At 71.1% G+C, this 15659-nt stretch carries 14 protein-coding genes; 10 read left to right on the top strand and 4 right to left on the bottom strand.

Annotated features, from left to right (window positions below; translation table 11 throughout):
* The first annotated feature begins 55 nt into the window (after positions 1-55).
* The 7 genes from yicI (at position 56) to nrdF (ending at position 9327) form a co-directional block, all read left to right on the top strand.
* Positions 56-2353, top strand: a complete 2298-nt coding sequence (gene yicI, locus E1O70_RS12640; RefSeq protein ID WP_061268781.1) for an alpha-xylosidase — start codon at positions 56-58, stop codon at positions 2351-2353.
* Between the two features lie 129 nt (positions 2354-2482).
* Positions 2483-3973, top strand: coding sequence for a GH1 family beta-glucosidase (locus E1O70_RS12635; RefSeq protein ID WP_061268782.1), 1491 nt, complete (start codon positions 2483-2485; stop codon positions 3971-3973).
* A gap of 642 nt (positions 3974-4615) precedes the next feature.
* Complete coding sequence (gene nrdH / locus E1O70_RS12630) at positions 4616-4861, top strand: glutaredoxin-like protein NrdH (protein WP_021480849.1); 246 nt, start codon at positions 4616-4618, stop codon at positions 4859-4861.
* A gap of 81 nt (positions 4862-4942) precedes the next feature.
* Positions 4943-5374 carry a class Ib ribonucleoside-diphosphate reductase assembly flavoprotein NrdI gene (nrdI, locus tag E1O70_RS12625; RefSeq protein ID WP_021480850.1) on the top strand — a complete coding sequence of 144 codons (432 nt, stop codon included), beginning with the start codon at positions 4943-4945 and terminating at the stop codon, positions 5372-5374.
* Positions 5371-7530 carry a class 1b ribonucleoside-diphosphate reductase subunit alpha gene (nrdE, locus tag E1O70_RS12620; protein ID WP_082774711.1) on the top strand — a complete coding sequence of 720 codons (2160 nt, stop codon included), beginning with the start codon at positions 5371-5373 and terminating at the stop codon, positions 7528-7530. The genes nrdI and nrdE overlap by 4 nt, the downstream gene beginning before the upstream one ends.
* A gap of 10 nt (positions 7531-7540) precedes the next feature.
* Entirely contained in the window at positions 7541-8350 is an 810-nt protein-coding gene (locus E1O70_RS12615; RefSeq protein ID WP_061268783.1) for an NUMOD3 domain-containing DNA-binding protein, read from the top strand.
* Positions 8347-9327, top strand: a complete 981-nt coding sequence (gene nrdF, locus E1O70_RS12610; protein WP_061268784.1) for a class 1b ribonucleoside-diphosphate reductase subunit beta — start codon at positions 8347-8349, stop codon at positions 9325-9327. The genes E1O70_RS12615 and nrdF overlap by 4 nt, the downstream gene beginning before the upstream one ends.
* Before the next feature lie 463 nt (positions 9328-9790).
* On the opposite strand, the gene E1O70_RS12600 is transcribed toward nrdF, so the two are convergent.
* Together E1O70_RS12600 and E1O70_RS12595 are read right to left on the bottom strand one after the other, a co-directional pair.
* Entirely contained in the window at positions 9791-10351 is a 561-nt protein-coding gene (locus E1O70_RS12600; protein WP_082774712.1) for a phosphoribosyltransferase, read from the bottom strand.
* A gap of 101 nt (positions 10352-10452) precedes the next feature.
* Entirely contained in the window at positions 10453-11430 is a 978-nt protein-coding gene (locus E1O70_RS12595; protein WP_061268785.1) for an FKBP-type peptidyl-prolyl cis-trans isomerase, read from the bottom strand.
* A 195-nt stretch (positions 11431-11625) separates the two neighbouring features.
* On the opposite strand from E1O70_RS12595, the gene E1O70_RS12590 reads away from it, so the two are divergent.
* The 3 genes from E1O70_RS12590 to E1O70_RS12580 are packed head-to-tail and all read left to right on the top strand — an operon-like array spanning position 11626 to position 13646.
* Entirely contained in the window at positions 11626-11931 is a 306-nt protein-coding gene (locus E1O70_RS12590; RefSeq protein ID WP_061268786.1) for a hypothetical protein, read from the top strand.
* A 19-nt stretch (positions 11932-11950) separates the two neighbouring features.
* Complete coding sequence (locus E1O70_RS12585; RefSeq protein WP_061268787.1) at positions 11951-12802, top strand: alpha/beta hydrolase; 852 nt, start codon at positions 11951-11953, stop codon at positions 12800-12802.
* A 55-nt stretch (positions 12803-12857) separates the two neighbouring features.
* Complete coding sequence (locus tag E1O70_RS12580) at positions 12858-13646, top strand: alpha/beta fold hydrolase (RefSeq protein WP_061268788.1); 789 nt, start codon at positions 12858-12860, stop codon at positions 13644-13646.
* A gap of 15 nt (positions 13647-13661) precedes the next feature.
* Here the strand turns inward: E1O70_RS12580 and E1O70_RS12575 are convergent, their stop codons facing one another.
* Both E1O70_RS12575 and E1O70_RS12570 read right to left on the bottom strand, forming a co-directional pair.
* The gene (locus E1O70_RS12575) at positions 13662-14111 is read right to left on the bottom strand and encodes a hypothetical protein (RefSeq protein WP_061268789.1); all 450 of its coding nucleotides are present in this window, start codon (positions 14109-14111) and stop codon (positions 13662-13664) included.
* Between the two features lie 4 nt (positions 14112-14115).
* Positions 14116-15609 (bottom strand): coiled-coil domain-containing protein, encoded by a 1494-nt coding sequence (locus E1O70_RS12570; protein WP_240696690.1) that lies wholly within the window; start codon positions 15607-15609, stop codon positions 14116-14118.
* Between the last annotated feature and the right edge of the window lie 50 nt (positions 15610-15659).

The raw sequence follows: 15659 nt of genomic DNA, 5'->3' as shown, positions 1-15659 counted from the left end.
CCTCCGGCCTGACGCCCCGAGACACCGATACGCACCGACGAAGGAAGCACCACCCATGAAGTTCACCGACGGGTACTGGCAGGTCCGACCCGGCATGCACCCGCTCTACGCGGTCGAGGTCGACGACGTCCGCGCGGACGAGGCGGCCGGCACGCTCACCGTGTACGCGCCGACGGCGAAGATCCGCGGCCGGGGCGACACGCTCAACCGCCCGATGCTCACGACGACGTACTCCTCGCCCGCACCTGGTGTGATCCGCGTGCGCGTCGAGCACCACCAGGGCGCGGTGCGCCGGGGCCCGGCGTTCCAGGTGACCGGCGAGCCCGGGTTCCGGCCCGAGGTCGAGGTGCACGACGACGTCGCCGTCCTGCGGTCCAAGGACCTCGCCGTGCGCGTGCACCGGGGCGACCGCTGGCGCGTGGACTTCGAGGCGGACGGCGAGGTGCTGACCTCCTCGCTGCCGAAGTCGGTCGGGCACGTCACGTCGGACGACGGCGGCACGTGGACGCACGAGCAGCTCGCGCTCGAGCCGGGCGAGCTCGTGTACGGCCTGGGGGAGCGGTTCGGGCCGTTCGTCAAGAACGGCCAGGTCGTGGACATCTGGAACGAGGACGGCGGGACGTCGAGCGAGCAGGCGTACAAGTCCGTGCCGCTCTACCTCACGACCAAGGGCTACGGCGTGTTCGTCGAGCACCCGGAGAAGGTCTCGTTCGAGGTCGCCTCCGAGGTGAACACGCGCGTCCAGTTCTCCGTCGAGGGGCAGTCGCTGGAGTACCTGGTCATCCAGGGCCCGACGCCCAAGGACGTGCTGCGCCGGTACACGGCGCTGACGGGCCGCCCCGCGCGCGTGCCGGCGTGGTCGTTCGGCCTGTGGCTCACGACGTCGTTCACGACGAGCTACGACGAGCAGACCGTGAACGGGTTCATCGACGGGATGGCCGAGCGCGACCTGCCGCTGTCGGTGTTCCACTTCGACTGCTTCTGGATGCGCGAGTACCAGTGGGTCGACTTCGAGTGGGACCCGCGCACGTTCCCCGACCCCGAGGGCATGCTCCGGCGCCTGCACGACCGCGGGCTCAAGGTGTGCGTGTGGATCAACCCGTACGTCGCGCAGCGCTCGCCCCTCTTCGCGGAGGCGGCGGAGCAGGGCTTCCTCGTGAAGCGCGAGGACGGGTCCGTGTGGCAGTGGGACCTGTGGCAGGCGGGCATGGGGCTGGTGGACTTCACCAACCCCGACGCGGCCGCGTGGTACGTCGACAAGCTCGAGGGCCTGCTCGACCAGGGCGTCGACTGCTTCAAGACCGACTTCGGCGAGCGGATCCCCGTCGACGGCATCGCGTGGCACGACGGCTCCGACCCGCGCAAGATGCACAACTACTACGCCCAGCTCTACAACGAGGCGGTCTTCCGGCTGCTCGAGCGCAAGCGCGGCGAGGGCGAGGCGGTCCTGTTCGCGCGGTCCGCGACGGCGGGCGGCCAGCAGTTCCCCGTGCACTGGGGCGGCGACTGCGACTCGACGTACGCGTCGATGGCCGAGTCGCTGCGCGGTGGCCTGTCGATGTCGATGTCGGGCTTCGGCTACTGGAGCCACGACATGGGCGGCTTCGAGGGCACGCCGGACCCGGGCGTGTTCAAGCGCTGGACGGCGTTCGGCCTGCTGTCGTCGCACTCGCGCCTGCACGGCTCGGGCTCGGTCCGGGTCCCGTGGGCGTTCGACGACGAGGCCGTCGACGTGACGCGAAAGTTCACGCACCTCAAGCTCTCGCTCATGCCGTACCTCGGGCGGGTGGCGGAGGAGGCGCACACCGACGGCGTGCCGATGATGCGGCCGCTCGTGCTCGAGCTCCCGCACGACCGCACCGGGTACACCGCGGACACGCAGTACCTGCTGGGCGACGCGCTCCTCGTCGCGCCGGTGTTCCGCGCGGACGGCCGCGTGGAGTACTACGTGCCGGAGGGCACGTGGACGCGTCTCGTCCAGCCCGACGACGGCCCCGCCCTGAGCGAGACCGTGACCGGCCCGCGCTGGGTCACCGAGACGCACGGGTTCGACTCGCTCCCGGTGCTCGTGCGCCCGGGCACCGTCCTGCCGGTGGGCGCCCGCACCGACCGGCCGGACTACGACTGGGCCGACGGCGTCACGCTGCACGCGTTCGAGCTGCCCGACGGGTACGACGAGCTCGTGGTCGTCCCGCCGTCGGACGGCGCGGCCGGGGCCACGTTCCGCGTGCGCCGGTCGGGCGCGACCCTCACGGTCTCGTCCGACGACGCCCCCGCGGCCTGGTCCGTGCGGGCCGGTGCGGCGACGGCCGAGGCGCACGGCGCGACGAGCGTGACTCTCGACCTCGGCTGAGGACGTATCCTGGGCGGACGCACCATGGAAGCGCTCCCATGGCGCGTCCGCCCGGCGTCGTCGCGCCGGCCACCGACCCGACCACCGTCGCGGACCACGTCGTCCGACGACCGACCAGCGAGGACCCTCGTGACCACCGACACCACCGCTCCCGTCGCCGTCGACGCGCAGGCCGCGCCCGCGTCGTCGGGCCGCCGCACGTTCCCGACCGACTTCCTCTGGGGCTCCGCCACCGCCGCCTACCAGATCGAGGGCGCCGCCGCCGAGGGCGGCCGCACGCCGTCCATCTGGGACACGTACTCCCACACCCCGGGCCGCACGCTCAACGGCGACACGGGCGACGTCGCGGACGACCACTACCACCGGTGGCAGGAGGACGTGCAGCACATCGCCGACCTCGGCCTCGGCGCGTACCGGTTCTCCATCTCGTGGTCGCGCGTGCAGCCGGGCGGTACCGGCCCGCTCAACCCCGAGGGCGTCGCGTTCTACTCGCGCCTCGTCGACGCGCTGCTCGAGAAGGGCGTCAAGCCCGTCGTCACGCTCTACCACTGGGACCTCCCGCAGGAGCTGGAGGACGCCGGGGGCTGGGCGAACCGCGACACCGCGTACGCGTTCGCCGAGTACGCCCGCCACATGGCGCGCGAGCTCGGGGACCGGATCGACACCTGGACGACGCTCAACGAGCCGTGGTGCTCCGCCTACCTCGGCTACGGTTCCGGCGTGCACGCGCCCGGCCGCACCGAGCCCGCCGCGGCGCTCGCGGCCGTGCACCACCTCAACCTCGCGCACGGCCTCGCCGTCCAGGCGATCCGCGACGAGCTCGGCGAGGACGCGAAGACGTCCGTCACGCTCAACCTGCACGTCATCCGGCCCGACGACCCGTCGTCGGCGGCGGACCTCGACGCGGTGCGCAAGATCGACGCGCTCGCCAACCGCGCGTTCCTCGCGCCCATGCTCGACGGCGAGTACCCCGCCGACCTGCTCGCCGACACCGCGCAGGTGAGCGACTGGTCGTTCGTGCGGGAGGGCGACCTCGAGACGGTGCGCCAGCCGCTGTCGATCCTCGGCGTCAACTACTACTCGACCGTGCGCGTGCGCCACTTCTCCGGCGAGGGCGAGCGGTCCGAGAACGACGGCCACGGCGCGTCGAGCCACAGCCCGTGGATCGGCGTCGACGACGTGGAGTTCGTCCAGCAGCCCGGCCCGTACACCGCGATGGGCTGGAACATCGAACCTGCCGGCATGACCGAGCTGCTCGTGTCCGTGGCGACGACGTACCCGCACCAGCCGATGATGGTCACCGAGAACGGCGCCGCGTTCGCCGACGAGGTCACGGTCGACGCCGACGGGACCCCCCGCGTGCACGACGACCGCCGCGTCGCCTACCTGCACGACCACGTCGACGCCGTGGGCGCCGCGATCGACGCGGGCGCCGACGTGCGCGGGTACTTCGCGTGGTCCCTGCTCGACAACTTCGAGTGGGGCTACGGGTACGAGCGCCGCTTCGGGATCATCCGCGTCGACTACGACACGCTCGAGCGCACGTGGAAGGACTCCGCGCACTGGTACCGCCGGCTCGCGACGTCGAACGCGCTCCCCACGGTCGACGAGACCGCCTGAGCCGTCTCGCCCCCACAGGCCCGCCCGGTCCGCCGGGCGGGCCTTCGTGCGCTCGTCCGCGACCACGGCTCCGGTCGAGCGCGGTCGTCGGGCGGGCCGTCACCGAGGGGTGACCTTTGTCGCACGGGCGCGGCGCGCGGTGCGACACGCCGAAGAAGCACGACACGCCGACGAGTTCACCGACCGTCGTGTCCGGATTGGGCTGATTCGCGCGGGTGGTGGCGCGTCCTCAGGAGGGCGGGTGCAGGCCGCGGGAAGGGCCTCGACGGCTCCGCACAGGGTGTGGACCGACGTCGTCCCCACCCTGTGGACGGCGTCTCGCCGTCCGCGGGAAGACGCCGTTCCGGGCCGGTCGGATCGGTGGACGACGGGCTGTGGACGAGCGCTCCGGGGGAGTGTCAGAGGGGGCTGGGACCATGGATCCATGGCGCCTAGCACACCCGCCAGGGTGAAGTTCCACCACGACATCTAGTGCAGTGGCACGGTCTCGACCACTAGGTATAGTGGTTGCACACCCAGGGGGCCGGAGGCCTCCTGGCGAATCACACAGACGTAGTTCCACCGGTGTCCTTCGAGGTCAGAGATGTTTCTCCCTCCCCGAGGACCGTCCCGGACGAGAGCGCGAGACGAGGAGCCACCCCCATGAGCGTCACGGTCTACAGCAAGCCGGCCTGCGTCCAGTGCGACGCGACGTACCGCGCTCTCGACAAGAAGGGCATCGAGTACTCCGTCGTGGACATCACCCAGGACGCCGAGGCGCTCGAGCTCGTGCGCGGGCTCGGCTACCTGCAGGCTCCCGTGGTCGTCGCCGGGGACGAGCACTGGTCCGGGTTCCGCCCCGACCAGATCACCGCCCTCGCGCAGAAGGTCTCGCCGGTCGTCGCCTGACCGGCCTCCCCGGAGCGCCGCGAGGCGCCCGGAAACCCGTACGGAAGCAGGCGGAGCAGGGCAGGACGGAGGTGCGTCCCCGTGGGGTCGCTCGTGTACTTCTCCAGCGTCAGCGAGAACACGCACCGGTTCGTCCAGCGGCTCGACCTGCCGGCCCTCGGCATGGACGTCCAGCGCATCCCGCTGCGTCCGACCGAGGGCTTCCTGCGCGTCGAGGAACCGTACGTGCTCATGGTCCCGACCTACGGGGGCGGCAACGAGGGCGGTGCCGTCCCGCGCCAGGTCGTGAAGTTCCTCAACGACGTGCACAACCGGTCGTTGATCCGCGGCGTCATCGCCGCCGGCAACACCAACTTCGGCGAGGCGTACTGCATCGCCGGCGACATCATCTCCGCGAAGTGCCAGGTGCCCTACCTGTACGCCTTCGAACTCCTGGGAACAGCCGAGGACGCCGCGCGCGTCCGCGACGGATTGGGACGATTTTGGCAACGACAGTCACGGATTCCGGCGTGAGCGTGGCAGGTGGTGGCACGGTCACCGAGGTGCCGCTCGCGAGCACCCAGCTCGACTTCCACGCGCTCAACGCGATGCTCAACCTCTACGGCCCGAACGGCGAGATCCAGTTCGACAAGGACCGTGAGGCCGCGCGGCAGTACTTCCTGCAGCACGTCAACCAGAACACCGTCTTCTTCCACGACCTCGCGGAGAAGCTGGACTACCTCGTCGAGAACAAGTACTACGACCCGGCCGTCCTCGCGAAGTACGACCGCGAGTTCGTGAAGTCGCTGTTCGAGTTCGCCTACGCGAAGAAGTTCCGCTTCGAGACGTTCCTCGGCGCCTTCAAGTACTACACGTCGTACACGCTCAAGACGTTCGACGGGAAGCGCTACCTCGAGCGCTTCGAGGACCGCGTCTGCATGGTCGCGCTCGGCCTCGCCGACGGCAACGAGCAGGCCGCGCTGGACATCGTCGAAGAGGTCATCTCGGGCCGCTTCCAGCCCGCGACCCCCACGTTCCTCAACGTCGGCAAGGCGCAGCGTGGCGAGCCCGTGTCCTGCTTCCTGCTGCGCATCGAGGACAACATGGAGTCCATCGCGCGCGGCATCAACTCCGCGCTGCAGCTCTCCAAGCGCGGTGGCGGCGTCGCCCTGCTCCTGTCGAACATCCGCGAGCACGGCGCGCCCATCAAGCACATCGAGAACCAGTCGTCCGGCGTCATCCCCGTGATGAAGCTGCTCGAGGACTCGTTCTCCTACGCGAACCAGCTCGGCGCGCGCCAGGGCGCCGGTGCCGTGTACCTGCACGCGCACCACCCCGACATCATGCGGTTCCTCGACACCAAGCGTGAGAACGCGGACGAGAAGATCCGCATCAAGACGCTGTCGCTCGGCGTCGTGATCCCGGACATCACGTTCGAGCTCGCGAAGAAGAACGAGGACATGTACCTCTTCTCGCCGTACGACGTCGAGCGCGTCTACGGCAAGCCGTTCGCCGACATCTCGATCAGCGAGAAGTACGACGAGATGGTCGACGACTCGCGGATCCGCAAGACGAAGATCAAGGCGCGCGACTTCTTCCAGACGATCGCCGAGCTCCAGTTCGAGTCCGGCTACCCGTACATCATGTTCGAGGACACGGTGAACAAGGCGAACCCGATCAAGGGCCGCATCACCCACTCGAACCTGTGCTCGGAGATCCTCCAGGTCTCGACGCCGTCGACGTTCAACGAGGACCTCTCGTACGACCACGTCGGCCGCGACATCTCCTGCAACCTCGGCTCGCTGAACATCGCCAAGACGATGGACTCGCCCGACTTCGCGAAGACGATCGACACCGCGATCCGCGCGCTCACCGCGGTCTCCGACCAGACGAGCATCGAGTCGGTGCCGTCGGTCAAGCGGGCCAACGAGTCCGGCCACGCGATCGGTCTCGGCCAGATGAACCTCCACGGCTACCTCGCGCGCGAGCGGATCCACTACGGGTCCGAGGAGGGCATCGACTTCACGAACATCTACTTCTACACGGTCGCCTACCACGCGATCGCGGCGTCGAACCGCCTCGCGATCGAGCGCGGGCGTGCGTTCGGCGGCTTCGAGGACTCGAAGTACGCGACGGGGGAGTACTTCGACAAGTACACCGACCGCGTGTGGGAGCCCGCGACCGAGCGCGTGCGCCGGCTCTTCGCCGACGCCGGCGTGCACATCCCGACCCAGGACGACTGGGCCGCCCTCAAGGCCTCGGTCATGGAGCACGGGATCTACAACCAGAACCTCCAGGCCGTCCCGCCGACGGGCTCGATCTCCTACATCAACAACTCGACGTCCTCGATCCACCCGGTGCCGTCGAAGATCGAGATCCGCAAGGAGGGCAAGATCGGGCGCGTCTACTACCCGGCGCCCTACCTGACGAACGACAACCTCGAGTACTACGAGGACGCGTACGAGATCGGCTACGAGAAGATCATCGACACGTACGCCGCCGCGACGCAGCACGTCGACCAGGGTCTGAGCCTCACGCTGTTCTTCAAGGACACGGTCACGACGCGCGACGTCAACCGCGCGCAGATCTACGCGTGGCGCAAGGGCATCAAGACGCTCTACTACATCCGCCTCCGCCAGATGGCCCTCGAAGGGACCGAAGTGGAAAACTGCGTCTCCTGCATGCTGTGAGCGACGAACCGTGATCGACGAGATCCTCGCGGTCAGAGTCCCCGTCGGACTCGTGTATGGCATCCGCCTGCGCGAGTCCGACGAGTACCGCTACGTCGGGCTCACGACGAAGGCTGCGTCGCGTCGGCTTCGCCAGCACTTGCGGAACGCGCGCGATGGTCAGAGGACGCCGTTCTGCGACTGGCTGCGCAAGCATGGCGAGCATGACATCGTGGTCGATGTCCTGGAGACGGCTCTCGGAGACCTGGAGTCACTCGGTGAGTCTGAGATTGAGTGGATCGAGTTCTTGCGCGCCACCGGGCATCGGCTGCTGAACGTGTCAGACGGCGGGCTCGGTCCGACCGGAGTCGTCTGGACCGCGGAGCAGCGCGAGGCGGCTCGGGTCAGGTCGACAGGACGCAAGGGGGTCAGCCGCCCGGGTGAGCTCAACCCGTTCTTCGGTCACAAGCACTCGGACGAGCAGCGTGCACTCTGGTCGGAGCAGCGCAAGGGGACGTTCGTCGGGCCGGAGAACCCCAACTACGGGAAGTTCGGGCCGGAGCACCCGAGCTACGGGCACACGATGTCGCCCGAGGCTCGCGCGGCGCTCTCGGCCATGCGGCGCGGTGAGCTGAACCCGAACTACGGTAGGACGGCGAGCGAGGAGACTCGTGCCAAGCGATCGGCCGCCCAGAAGGGTGTGCCCAAGCCGTCGAGCGCGCGAAGTGCTCACACCCGTCATCACACGAACAAGGGCCGCACCAGCCCGACGTGCAAGTTCTGTATCGCTGACGCGGAGCAGCAGTCCCCGCGTCTACCCGAAGGAGAGAATCCGGCATGAGTCCCACCGGGAAGCTCAAGCTCATCGATCGCGTGAGCGCGATCAACTGGAACCGTCTCGAGGACGAGAAGGACCTCGAGGTGTGGGACCGCCTCGTCGGGAACTTCTGGCTGCCCGAGAAGGTGCCGGTGTCGAACGACATCCAGTCGTGGAACACGCTCACCGCGCAGGAGCAGGAGCTCACGATGCGCGTGTTCACCGGCCTCACGCTGCTGGACACGATCCAGGGCACGGTCGGCGCGGTCTCGCTCATCCCCGACGCGATCACGCCGCACGAGGAGGCGGTGTACACCAACATCGCGTTCATGGAGTCGGTGCACGCCAAGAGCTACTCGTCGATCTTCTCGACGCTGTGCTCCACGCGTGAGATCGACGACGCGTTCCGCTGGTCGGAGGAGAACCCGAACCTCCAGCGCAAGGCCGAGATCGTCATGGAGTACTACAAGGGCGACTCGCCGCTCAAGCGCAAGGTCGCGAGCACGCTGCTCGAGTCGTTCCTCTTCTACTCCGGCTTCTACCTGCCGATGTACTGGTCGTCGCGCGCCAAGCTGACGAACACGGCCGACCTCATCCGCCTCATCATCCGCGACGAGGCCGTGCACGGGTACTACATCGGCTACAAGTTCCAGAAGGGTCTCGAGAAGCTCTCCTCGGAGGAGCGCGACGAGCTCAAGGCGTACACGTTCGAGCTGCTCTTCGAGCTGTACGAGAACGAGGTGCAGTACACGGAGGACCTCTACGACGGCGTCGGGCTCACCGAGGACGTCAAGAAGTTCCTGCGGTACAACGCCAACAAGGCGCTCATGAACCTCGGCTACGAGGCGCTCTTCCCCAAGGACGAGACCGACGTCAACCCGGCGATCCTCTCGGCGCTCTCGCCGAACGCCGACGAGAACCACGACTTTTTCTCCGGGTCCGGCTCGTCGTACGTCATCGGCAAGGCCGTCAACACCGAGGACGACGACTGGGACTTCTAGTCATACAGGTTTCCTGCCGGGTGATCGCGGCAGGACACAAACGCACAACGACCCCGTTCAGCACGGTGCTGGACGATACGGTCCACGGCTGAGCGGGGTCGATGGTGTTCTTGGCCGAACTCTTCGACTCTATCGTGACGATCGAAGCGCTGCCTACCGACGGGTACGTGGAGAAAGTCACTTCGGCCGGTGCGGGAAGGGGCACGCAAGTGTCTTCTACTCAAAAGCCCGGTGAGCGGGCTCAGCGTTCAGGTCAGGTCGAGATCGTGGGCCCGCGTGGCGGTCGAACTGGTGAGGAGCGGACTGTGATTCGCAACAAGCCGCTTCCTCCAACGCCTCGTGCTGGTCAGCAGTACCAGATGGTCGACCCGACGAAGAACGGCGCGGGTCGGGGGCGGTAGCCCTCAGCCAACGAAGGTGAGGCCGGCGGCTCGTGTATGGCGAGTCGCCGGCCTTGCCGGCGTCAGTCGTTCGGCCGGGACTGCGCGCCCTCGACGGGCGGGTCGGCCGACCACGGGAACGTGATCCAGAGGTCGGTGTCCTTCCACGAGTAGTCCGGCTGGATGATCGTGCGCGGCTTCGTGTAGAGCACCGCGGAGCGGGCCTCGGCCCCGTGGGTGCTGAGCATGTCCATGACCAGGGCGAGCGTCCGGCCGGAGTCGGCGACGTCGTCGACCACGAGCACGTGCGCGCCCGGCAGGTCGGACGTGTCCATGAGGGGCGGCAGCACCCGCGGGTCGGTGAGGGTCTGGCCGATGTCGGTGTAGAACTCCACGTTGAGCGTGCCCACGCCCTTGGTCCCGAGCGCGTACGCGACCGCGCCGCCGGGCAGGAGTCCCCCGCGGGCGACCGCGACGACGACCTCCGGGCGGAACCCGCTCGCGACGACCTGCTCGGCGAGCTCGCGCGCGGCGACGCCGAAGGTCTCCCACGTGAGCACCTCGCGCTCGGGCGGTGCGGCCGCGGGGGGTGTGGGGGCGTCGTCGGGCACGGGTGGGACCGAGGTCGTGGAGGCGTCCGTCATGCGTCGAGCCTACGACCCGCCCACGCCCCGCCCGACACGCCCCGGACGCGCGGAGGGCCGCACCCCGAGCGGGGTGCGGCCCTCCGTGATGCGGCGGCAGGTCAGTAGGCCGCGAGGATGTCCACGACGAAGACGAGCGTCTCGCCCGCGAGCTCGTGCGTGTTCGTGTCGCTCTTCTCGCCGTAGCCGAGCGACGGCGGGATGACGAGGAGCACCTGGCTCCCGACGGTCTGGCCGGAGAGGCCCTGGGTCCAGCCGGCGACGACGCCGCTCAGCGGGAAGGTGGAGGGCTCACCACGGTCCCACGACGAGTCGAACTGCTCGCCGTCGAGCTTCCAGCCCGTGTAGTGCGCGATGACCGTCTGGTCCTCGGTGACCTCGGGGCCGCTGCCCTTGATGAGCGGCTGCACGACGAGCTCGGTCGGGGCGGTGTAGCCCGCGGGGATCTCGACCGACGGCTTGCCCGTGTCGTCGAGCGTGACGACGGGCAGCCCCTCGGCCGGGGTCACGGCCTCGCCCTCCGCGCGGTCCGGCACGTCGGCGGGGTCGGGCGCGACGGGGGCGTCCCGGACCTCGGTGACCTCCGCGACGGTGAGGACGGCGCTGCCGTCCTGCCCCGGGGCGGCGAACAGGAAGCGTGTGCCGACCTTCTTGCCGACCAGCGCCTCGAGCAGCTGGGGGTACACCTGGTCGTCGAGGACGATCTGCTGCGCCGAGTCGTCCTCCCACGTGGAGCCGAGCTTGGACGCGTCCGTGCCGGAGTACGCGGCCTGGTGCAGCGTCACCTCCTGGCCCTTCGCGATCTCGTCGCCGTCGCCGTCCCCGAGCGAGAGCGCGACCGGGCCCGAGACCTCGAGCGGGGCCTCGAACTCGACGGTCGGCTCGCTGCCGGGGTCGCCCGTGACCGTCACGGCCTCGAGCGCCGCGACGTCCTCGGGCGACGACGTCGCGCCGTCGGAGGCGGACGGGCTCGCCGACGTCTCGTCGTCGGAACCGCCGCCCTCCGACGAGCAGCCGGAGAGGACGAGGGCGGCGCCCAGGGTGAGCGCGGCGACGCCGCGCAGGGTGCGGTGCTTCACGAGGAGGGTCCTTCGGTCGGGGGGACGGCGGGGCCGTCGGGTCTGGGCCGCACCCGCACGACGGCGGTCGTCGGCGCCCGGGGTCGGGTCACCTCGCGGTCGGACGCCGGGTGCAGCACCGGCGCGGACACTCTAGCGGTCGAGACTGGACGCCTGCTGGGAGGTCCCCGGCGGGCCGCGGGGGAGAATGGGCCCATGCCGTCCCGTCGACCGTCCCGCAAGCGACCCTGGGGCGCGGAGCCCGCGCCCCTCGACCTGGACCGCGCCCTCGGCGGCGCGCGCCGGGAGTCGGGAGCCGACGGCGAGTGGCAGGTCCGCACGGTGCGCGGCGGCGCGAAGACCTACCTCTGCCCGGGCTGCCAGCAGGAGATCCCGCCCGGCACCGGGCACGTCGTGGCGTGGCAGGAGGACTCCTTCTTCGGGGCCGAGACGGCGCTCGACCACCGTCGCCACTGGCACAGGTCGTGCTGGGAGGCGCGCGACCGCCGTCGGCCGCGGTAGACGCACTAGGCTCGGGACGATGAGCACCGCACCCGAGACCGCGCCCGATCCCGCCCGAGCCTCGACGGAGCCGACCCCCATCCGGTCGCTCAGCGTCCTGCCCGCGCGGCGCGAGGACGTCGAGCTGCACACCGCGGACGGCCTCACGCTCGTCGGCGAGCTGGCGCTCCCCGCGGACCGCGACCCGGTCGCGACCCTCGTCACGCTGCACCCGCTGCCGACGCACGGCGGGTACATGGACTCGCACGTCTACCGGAAGGCGGCGTGGCGTCTGCCGGCGCTCGCGGACCTCGCCGTGCTGCGGTTCAACACGCGCGGCACGTCGTCCCCGCGCGGGACGAGCGAGGGCGCGTTCGACGGCGGCGAGGCCGAGCGCTTCGACGTCGCGGCGGCGATCGAGTTCGCCGAGTTCCACGACCTGCCGAACCGGTGGCTCGTGGGATGGTCGTTCGGCACGGAGCTCGCGCTCAAGCACGGCACGGACCCGGCGGTGGAGGGCGCGATCCTCCTCTCGCCCCCGCTGCACCGCGCGACGGACGCCGACCTCGACCGCTGGGACGCGTTCGGCAAGCCGCTCGTGGTCCTCGTGCCCGAGCTCGACGACTACCTGCGGCCCGACGAGGCGCGCCGACGCTTCGCGCGCGTGCGGAACGCCGAGGTGATCGGCGTCGAGGGCGCCAAGCACCTGTGGGTGGGGGAGTCGTCGGTGCGGCGCGTGCTCGACGAGATCGTGGGGCACGTGCGTCCCGGTTTCCCGCTGCCGCTGCCGACCACGTGGGACGGCGACGCGAGCGGCACGGCCGACCGCGACACGGCCGACTCGGACCAGGCGAGCTACGACGCGAGCCGGTCCGACGGCGTCGTCGACTGACCCACCGCCGCGGCGCGCGGCGCCGCGCGTACCCGACCGACCCCAGGAGGACCACGTGACGACGGCACCGCTCGAGACCTTCACGCTGCGCGAGGGGTACGGGACACCGCTCGTGCTGCTGCACGGCTTCCCGCTCGACCACCGGATGTGGGTGGACGTCGCGGAAGCCCTGCCGGGCGAGCCCACCGTCGTCGCGGTCGACCTCCCCGGCCTGGGCGCGAGCCCGCTGGGGGGCGAGCCGCCGTCGATCGAGGCGGCGGCCGACGCGACCGCGGACGCGCTCGCCGCGGCGGGGATCACGCGCGCGGTCGTCGCGGGCCTGTCGATGGGCGGCTACGTGGCCCTCGCGCTCGCGGAGCGCCGGCCGGAGCTGGTCGCGGGGCTCGGGCTGGTGGACACCAAGTCCACCGCGGACTCCGACGACGCGCGCGCGAACCGCCTGCGCATCGCCGACGAGGCGGCGAGCACGCAGACCGTCGAGCCGGTCCTCGGCATGCCGGGGGTGCTCCTCGGCGAGACGAGCAAGGCCGCGCGCCCGCACCTGACCGCTCGGCTCGAGGAGTGGATCCGCGCTCAGCGGCCCGACGGCGTCGCGTGGTCGCAGCGGGCGATGGCGGCCCGCTGCGACCGCACGTCCGTCCTCGCGGGCTTCGCGGGGCCGGTCGCGGTGGTCGTGGGCGAGGAGGACCAGGTCACGCCGGTGGCGGAGGCGGAGCACATGGTCGCCGCGGCGCCGACCGCGCAGCTCGTGCAGGTGACGGGCGCGGGCCACATGAGCGCGGTCGAGGACCCCGCCGCGGTGGCCGACGCGCTCGCGGACCTCCTGGCGCGGGCGACCGTCTGAACCGCTGACCGCGGGTCAGCGCCCGTCGAGCACGAGCGCGAGCGCGTCGGCGAGGTCGATGGACTCGCCGTCCCGGCCGCCCTTGCCCAGCACGAGCGGCGGGTCGGACGGTTCGACCGCGACGCCCCGCAGGCGCGCGCGCACGCCGCCGGGCACCGAGAGCACGTAGAACTCGCCGTCCTCGCCGACGGCGACGCTGTGGTTGCGGCGCAGGTACCACCCGCGGAGCGGGGTGCGGAACGTCGCGGTGCCGTCGAACGCGCGGGCGCGGAGCGGCTCGGGAGCGAGGCCCCGGTCGCGTGCCCGCGCGACGAAGTCGGCGAGCAGGACCCGGGCCGCGTCGCTCTCGCGGGCGCGCTGCCGGTCGAGCTCGCGCTGCTGGTGCGCGGCGGCCTCGGTCCGCTGCCGACGCCAGTCGTCGGCAGCGGACCCCGAGGGACCCGACGGGCCCGCGGTGGCCGGCACGGCGTCAGGCCGAGGCGGGGGCGTCGGGCTTCGCGTCGGCCGTCTTCGTGCCGCTCGACTTCGGGCCGGCCTGCTTGGTGTCGGCCGTCTTCGTGTCGCTCGGCCGCGCGTCGGCGGGCGCCGCGGAGCCACCCTTCGCCGGCGCCTCGACCGTCCCGACCCGCTGCCCGGACTCGTCCGGGACGACCGGGAACTCGGCCGTCATGAGCGTCGCGGCGCGCGCCTGCTGGGCGGGGGTCCCGGAGGGCACGGCCTTCTTCGCGGGAGCCTTCGCGGCCTCGTTCTCGCTGCCGAGCAGCCCGCGCAGCTCGTCGAGGTAGGTGTTGATCGAGTCGTGCTGACGCGTGAGGTCCTCGAGCTGGCGCTGGGCGACGTTGCGCTGCTGCTCGGCCTCGGCCTTCGCGTCGCTCACCGTCTGGTCGGCGAACGCGCGGGCCTCGGCGACGACCTGGTCGGCGTTCCGGCGCGCCGTCGACAGGAGGTCCTTCACGTACGCGTCGGACTCGCTGCGGACCTTCTCCGCCTGCTGGAGCGCGTGGGCGACACGCTTCTCCGCCTCCGCGGCGTGCTCCTCGGCCGTCGCGACGAGCTTCTCCGTCTCCGCCTTGGCGGCGGCGTGACGCTCGGCGTTCTCGCGCTCCGCCTCCTCGCGGCGACGCACGACCTCGAGCTCGGCGTCCGCGAGGGCGGTGCGGGCCTGGTCGCGCAGCGTCTCCATCTCGGACGTGACGGCGTTCGCCGCCTCGGTCGCCTTGCGCTGCGCCTCGTCCACCTGGCGCTGCGCCTCGCGACGGGCGTTCTCCAGCAGCTCGGCCGACTCGCGCTCGGCGGCCTCGCGCTGCGCCGCCGTCTCCGCCGCGACGCGCGCGCGGAGCTCCGCGGCCTCGCGCTCGGTCGTGACGCGCAGCTCCGTGGTCTCACGCTCCGCCGTCGCGCGCAGCGTGCCGAGCTCACGCTCGAGCGACGCGCGGCGCTCGCTCTCCTCCGTGGCGAGCGCGCTGTGGATGCGCGCGGCCTCGCGCTCCGCGGAGCCGACCAGCTCCTCCGCGCGGCGCTGGGCGCTGAGCAGGGTGCCCTCGGCCTCGGACGCGCTCGTGGAGCGGATCTCCTCCGACTCCAGGCGTGCGCTGTTGAGCAGCTCGGCGACCTCGTTCTCGGCACGGGACCGGACCTGGCCCGCCGAGAGCTTCGCGCGGGCCATGATGTCGGCCGCCTGGGCGTTGGCCTGCGACAGGATGTCCGCCGACTGCTCCTCCGCCGAGCGCAGGAGCTGCTCGATGCGGGACCCGAGCCCCGCGTACGACGGCCGGTCCGCCTCGCGGAGCTGGCGCTGCGCGTCGTTGAGCTCGCTCGTGAGCTGCATGGCGCGGGCGTCCGCCGCCTCGACGCGCGCCCGCGCGTCCTCCACGGCCTTCTCCAGCCTCGCGAGCTGGGCCTCGACCTGGACGCGGTCGTACCCGCGCATCGTGATGGGGAAGAGCGTGCGCTCGTCGGACACGTCGATGACCTCCGGTGCTGAGTCGTCGCGGCTTCCGCCGCCGGTCGGCG

The sequence above is a fragment of the Cellulosimicrobium funkei genome (assembly GCF_004519295.1).
In the GTDB taxonomy this organism is placed as follows: Bacteria; Actinomycetota; Actinomycetes; order Actinomycetales; family Cellulomonadaceae; genus Cellulosimicrobium; species Cellulosimicrobium funkei.
This window is presented reverse-complemented; position numbering and strand designations above follow the sequence as displayed.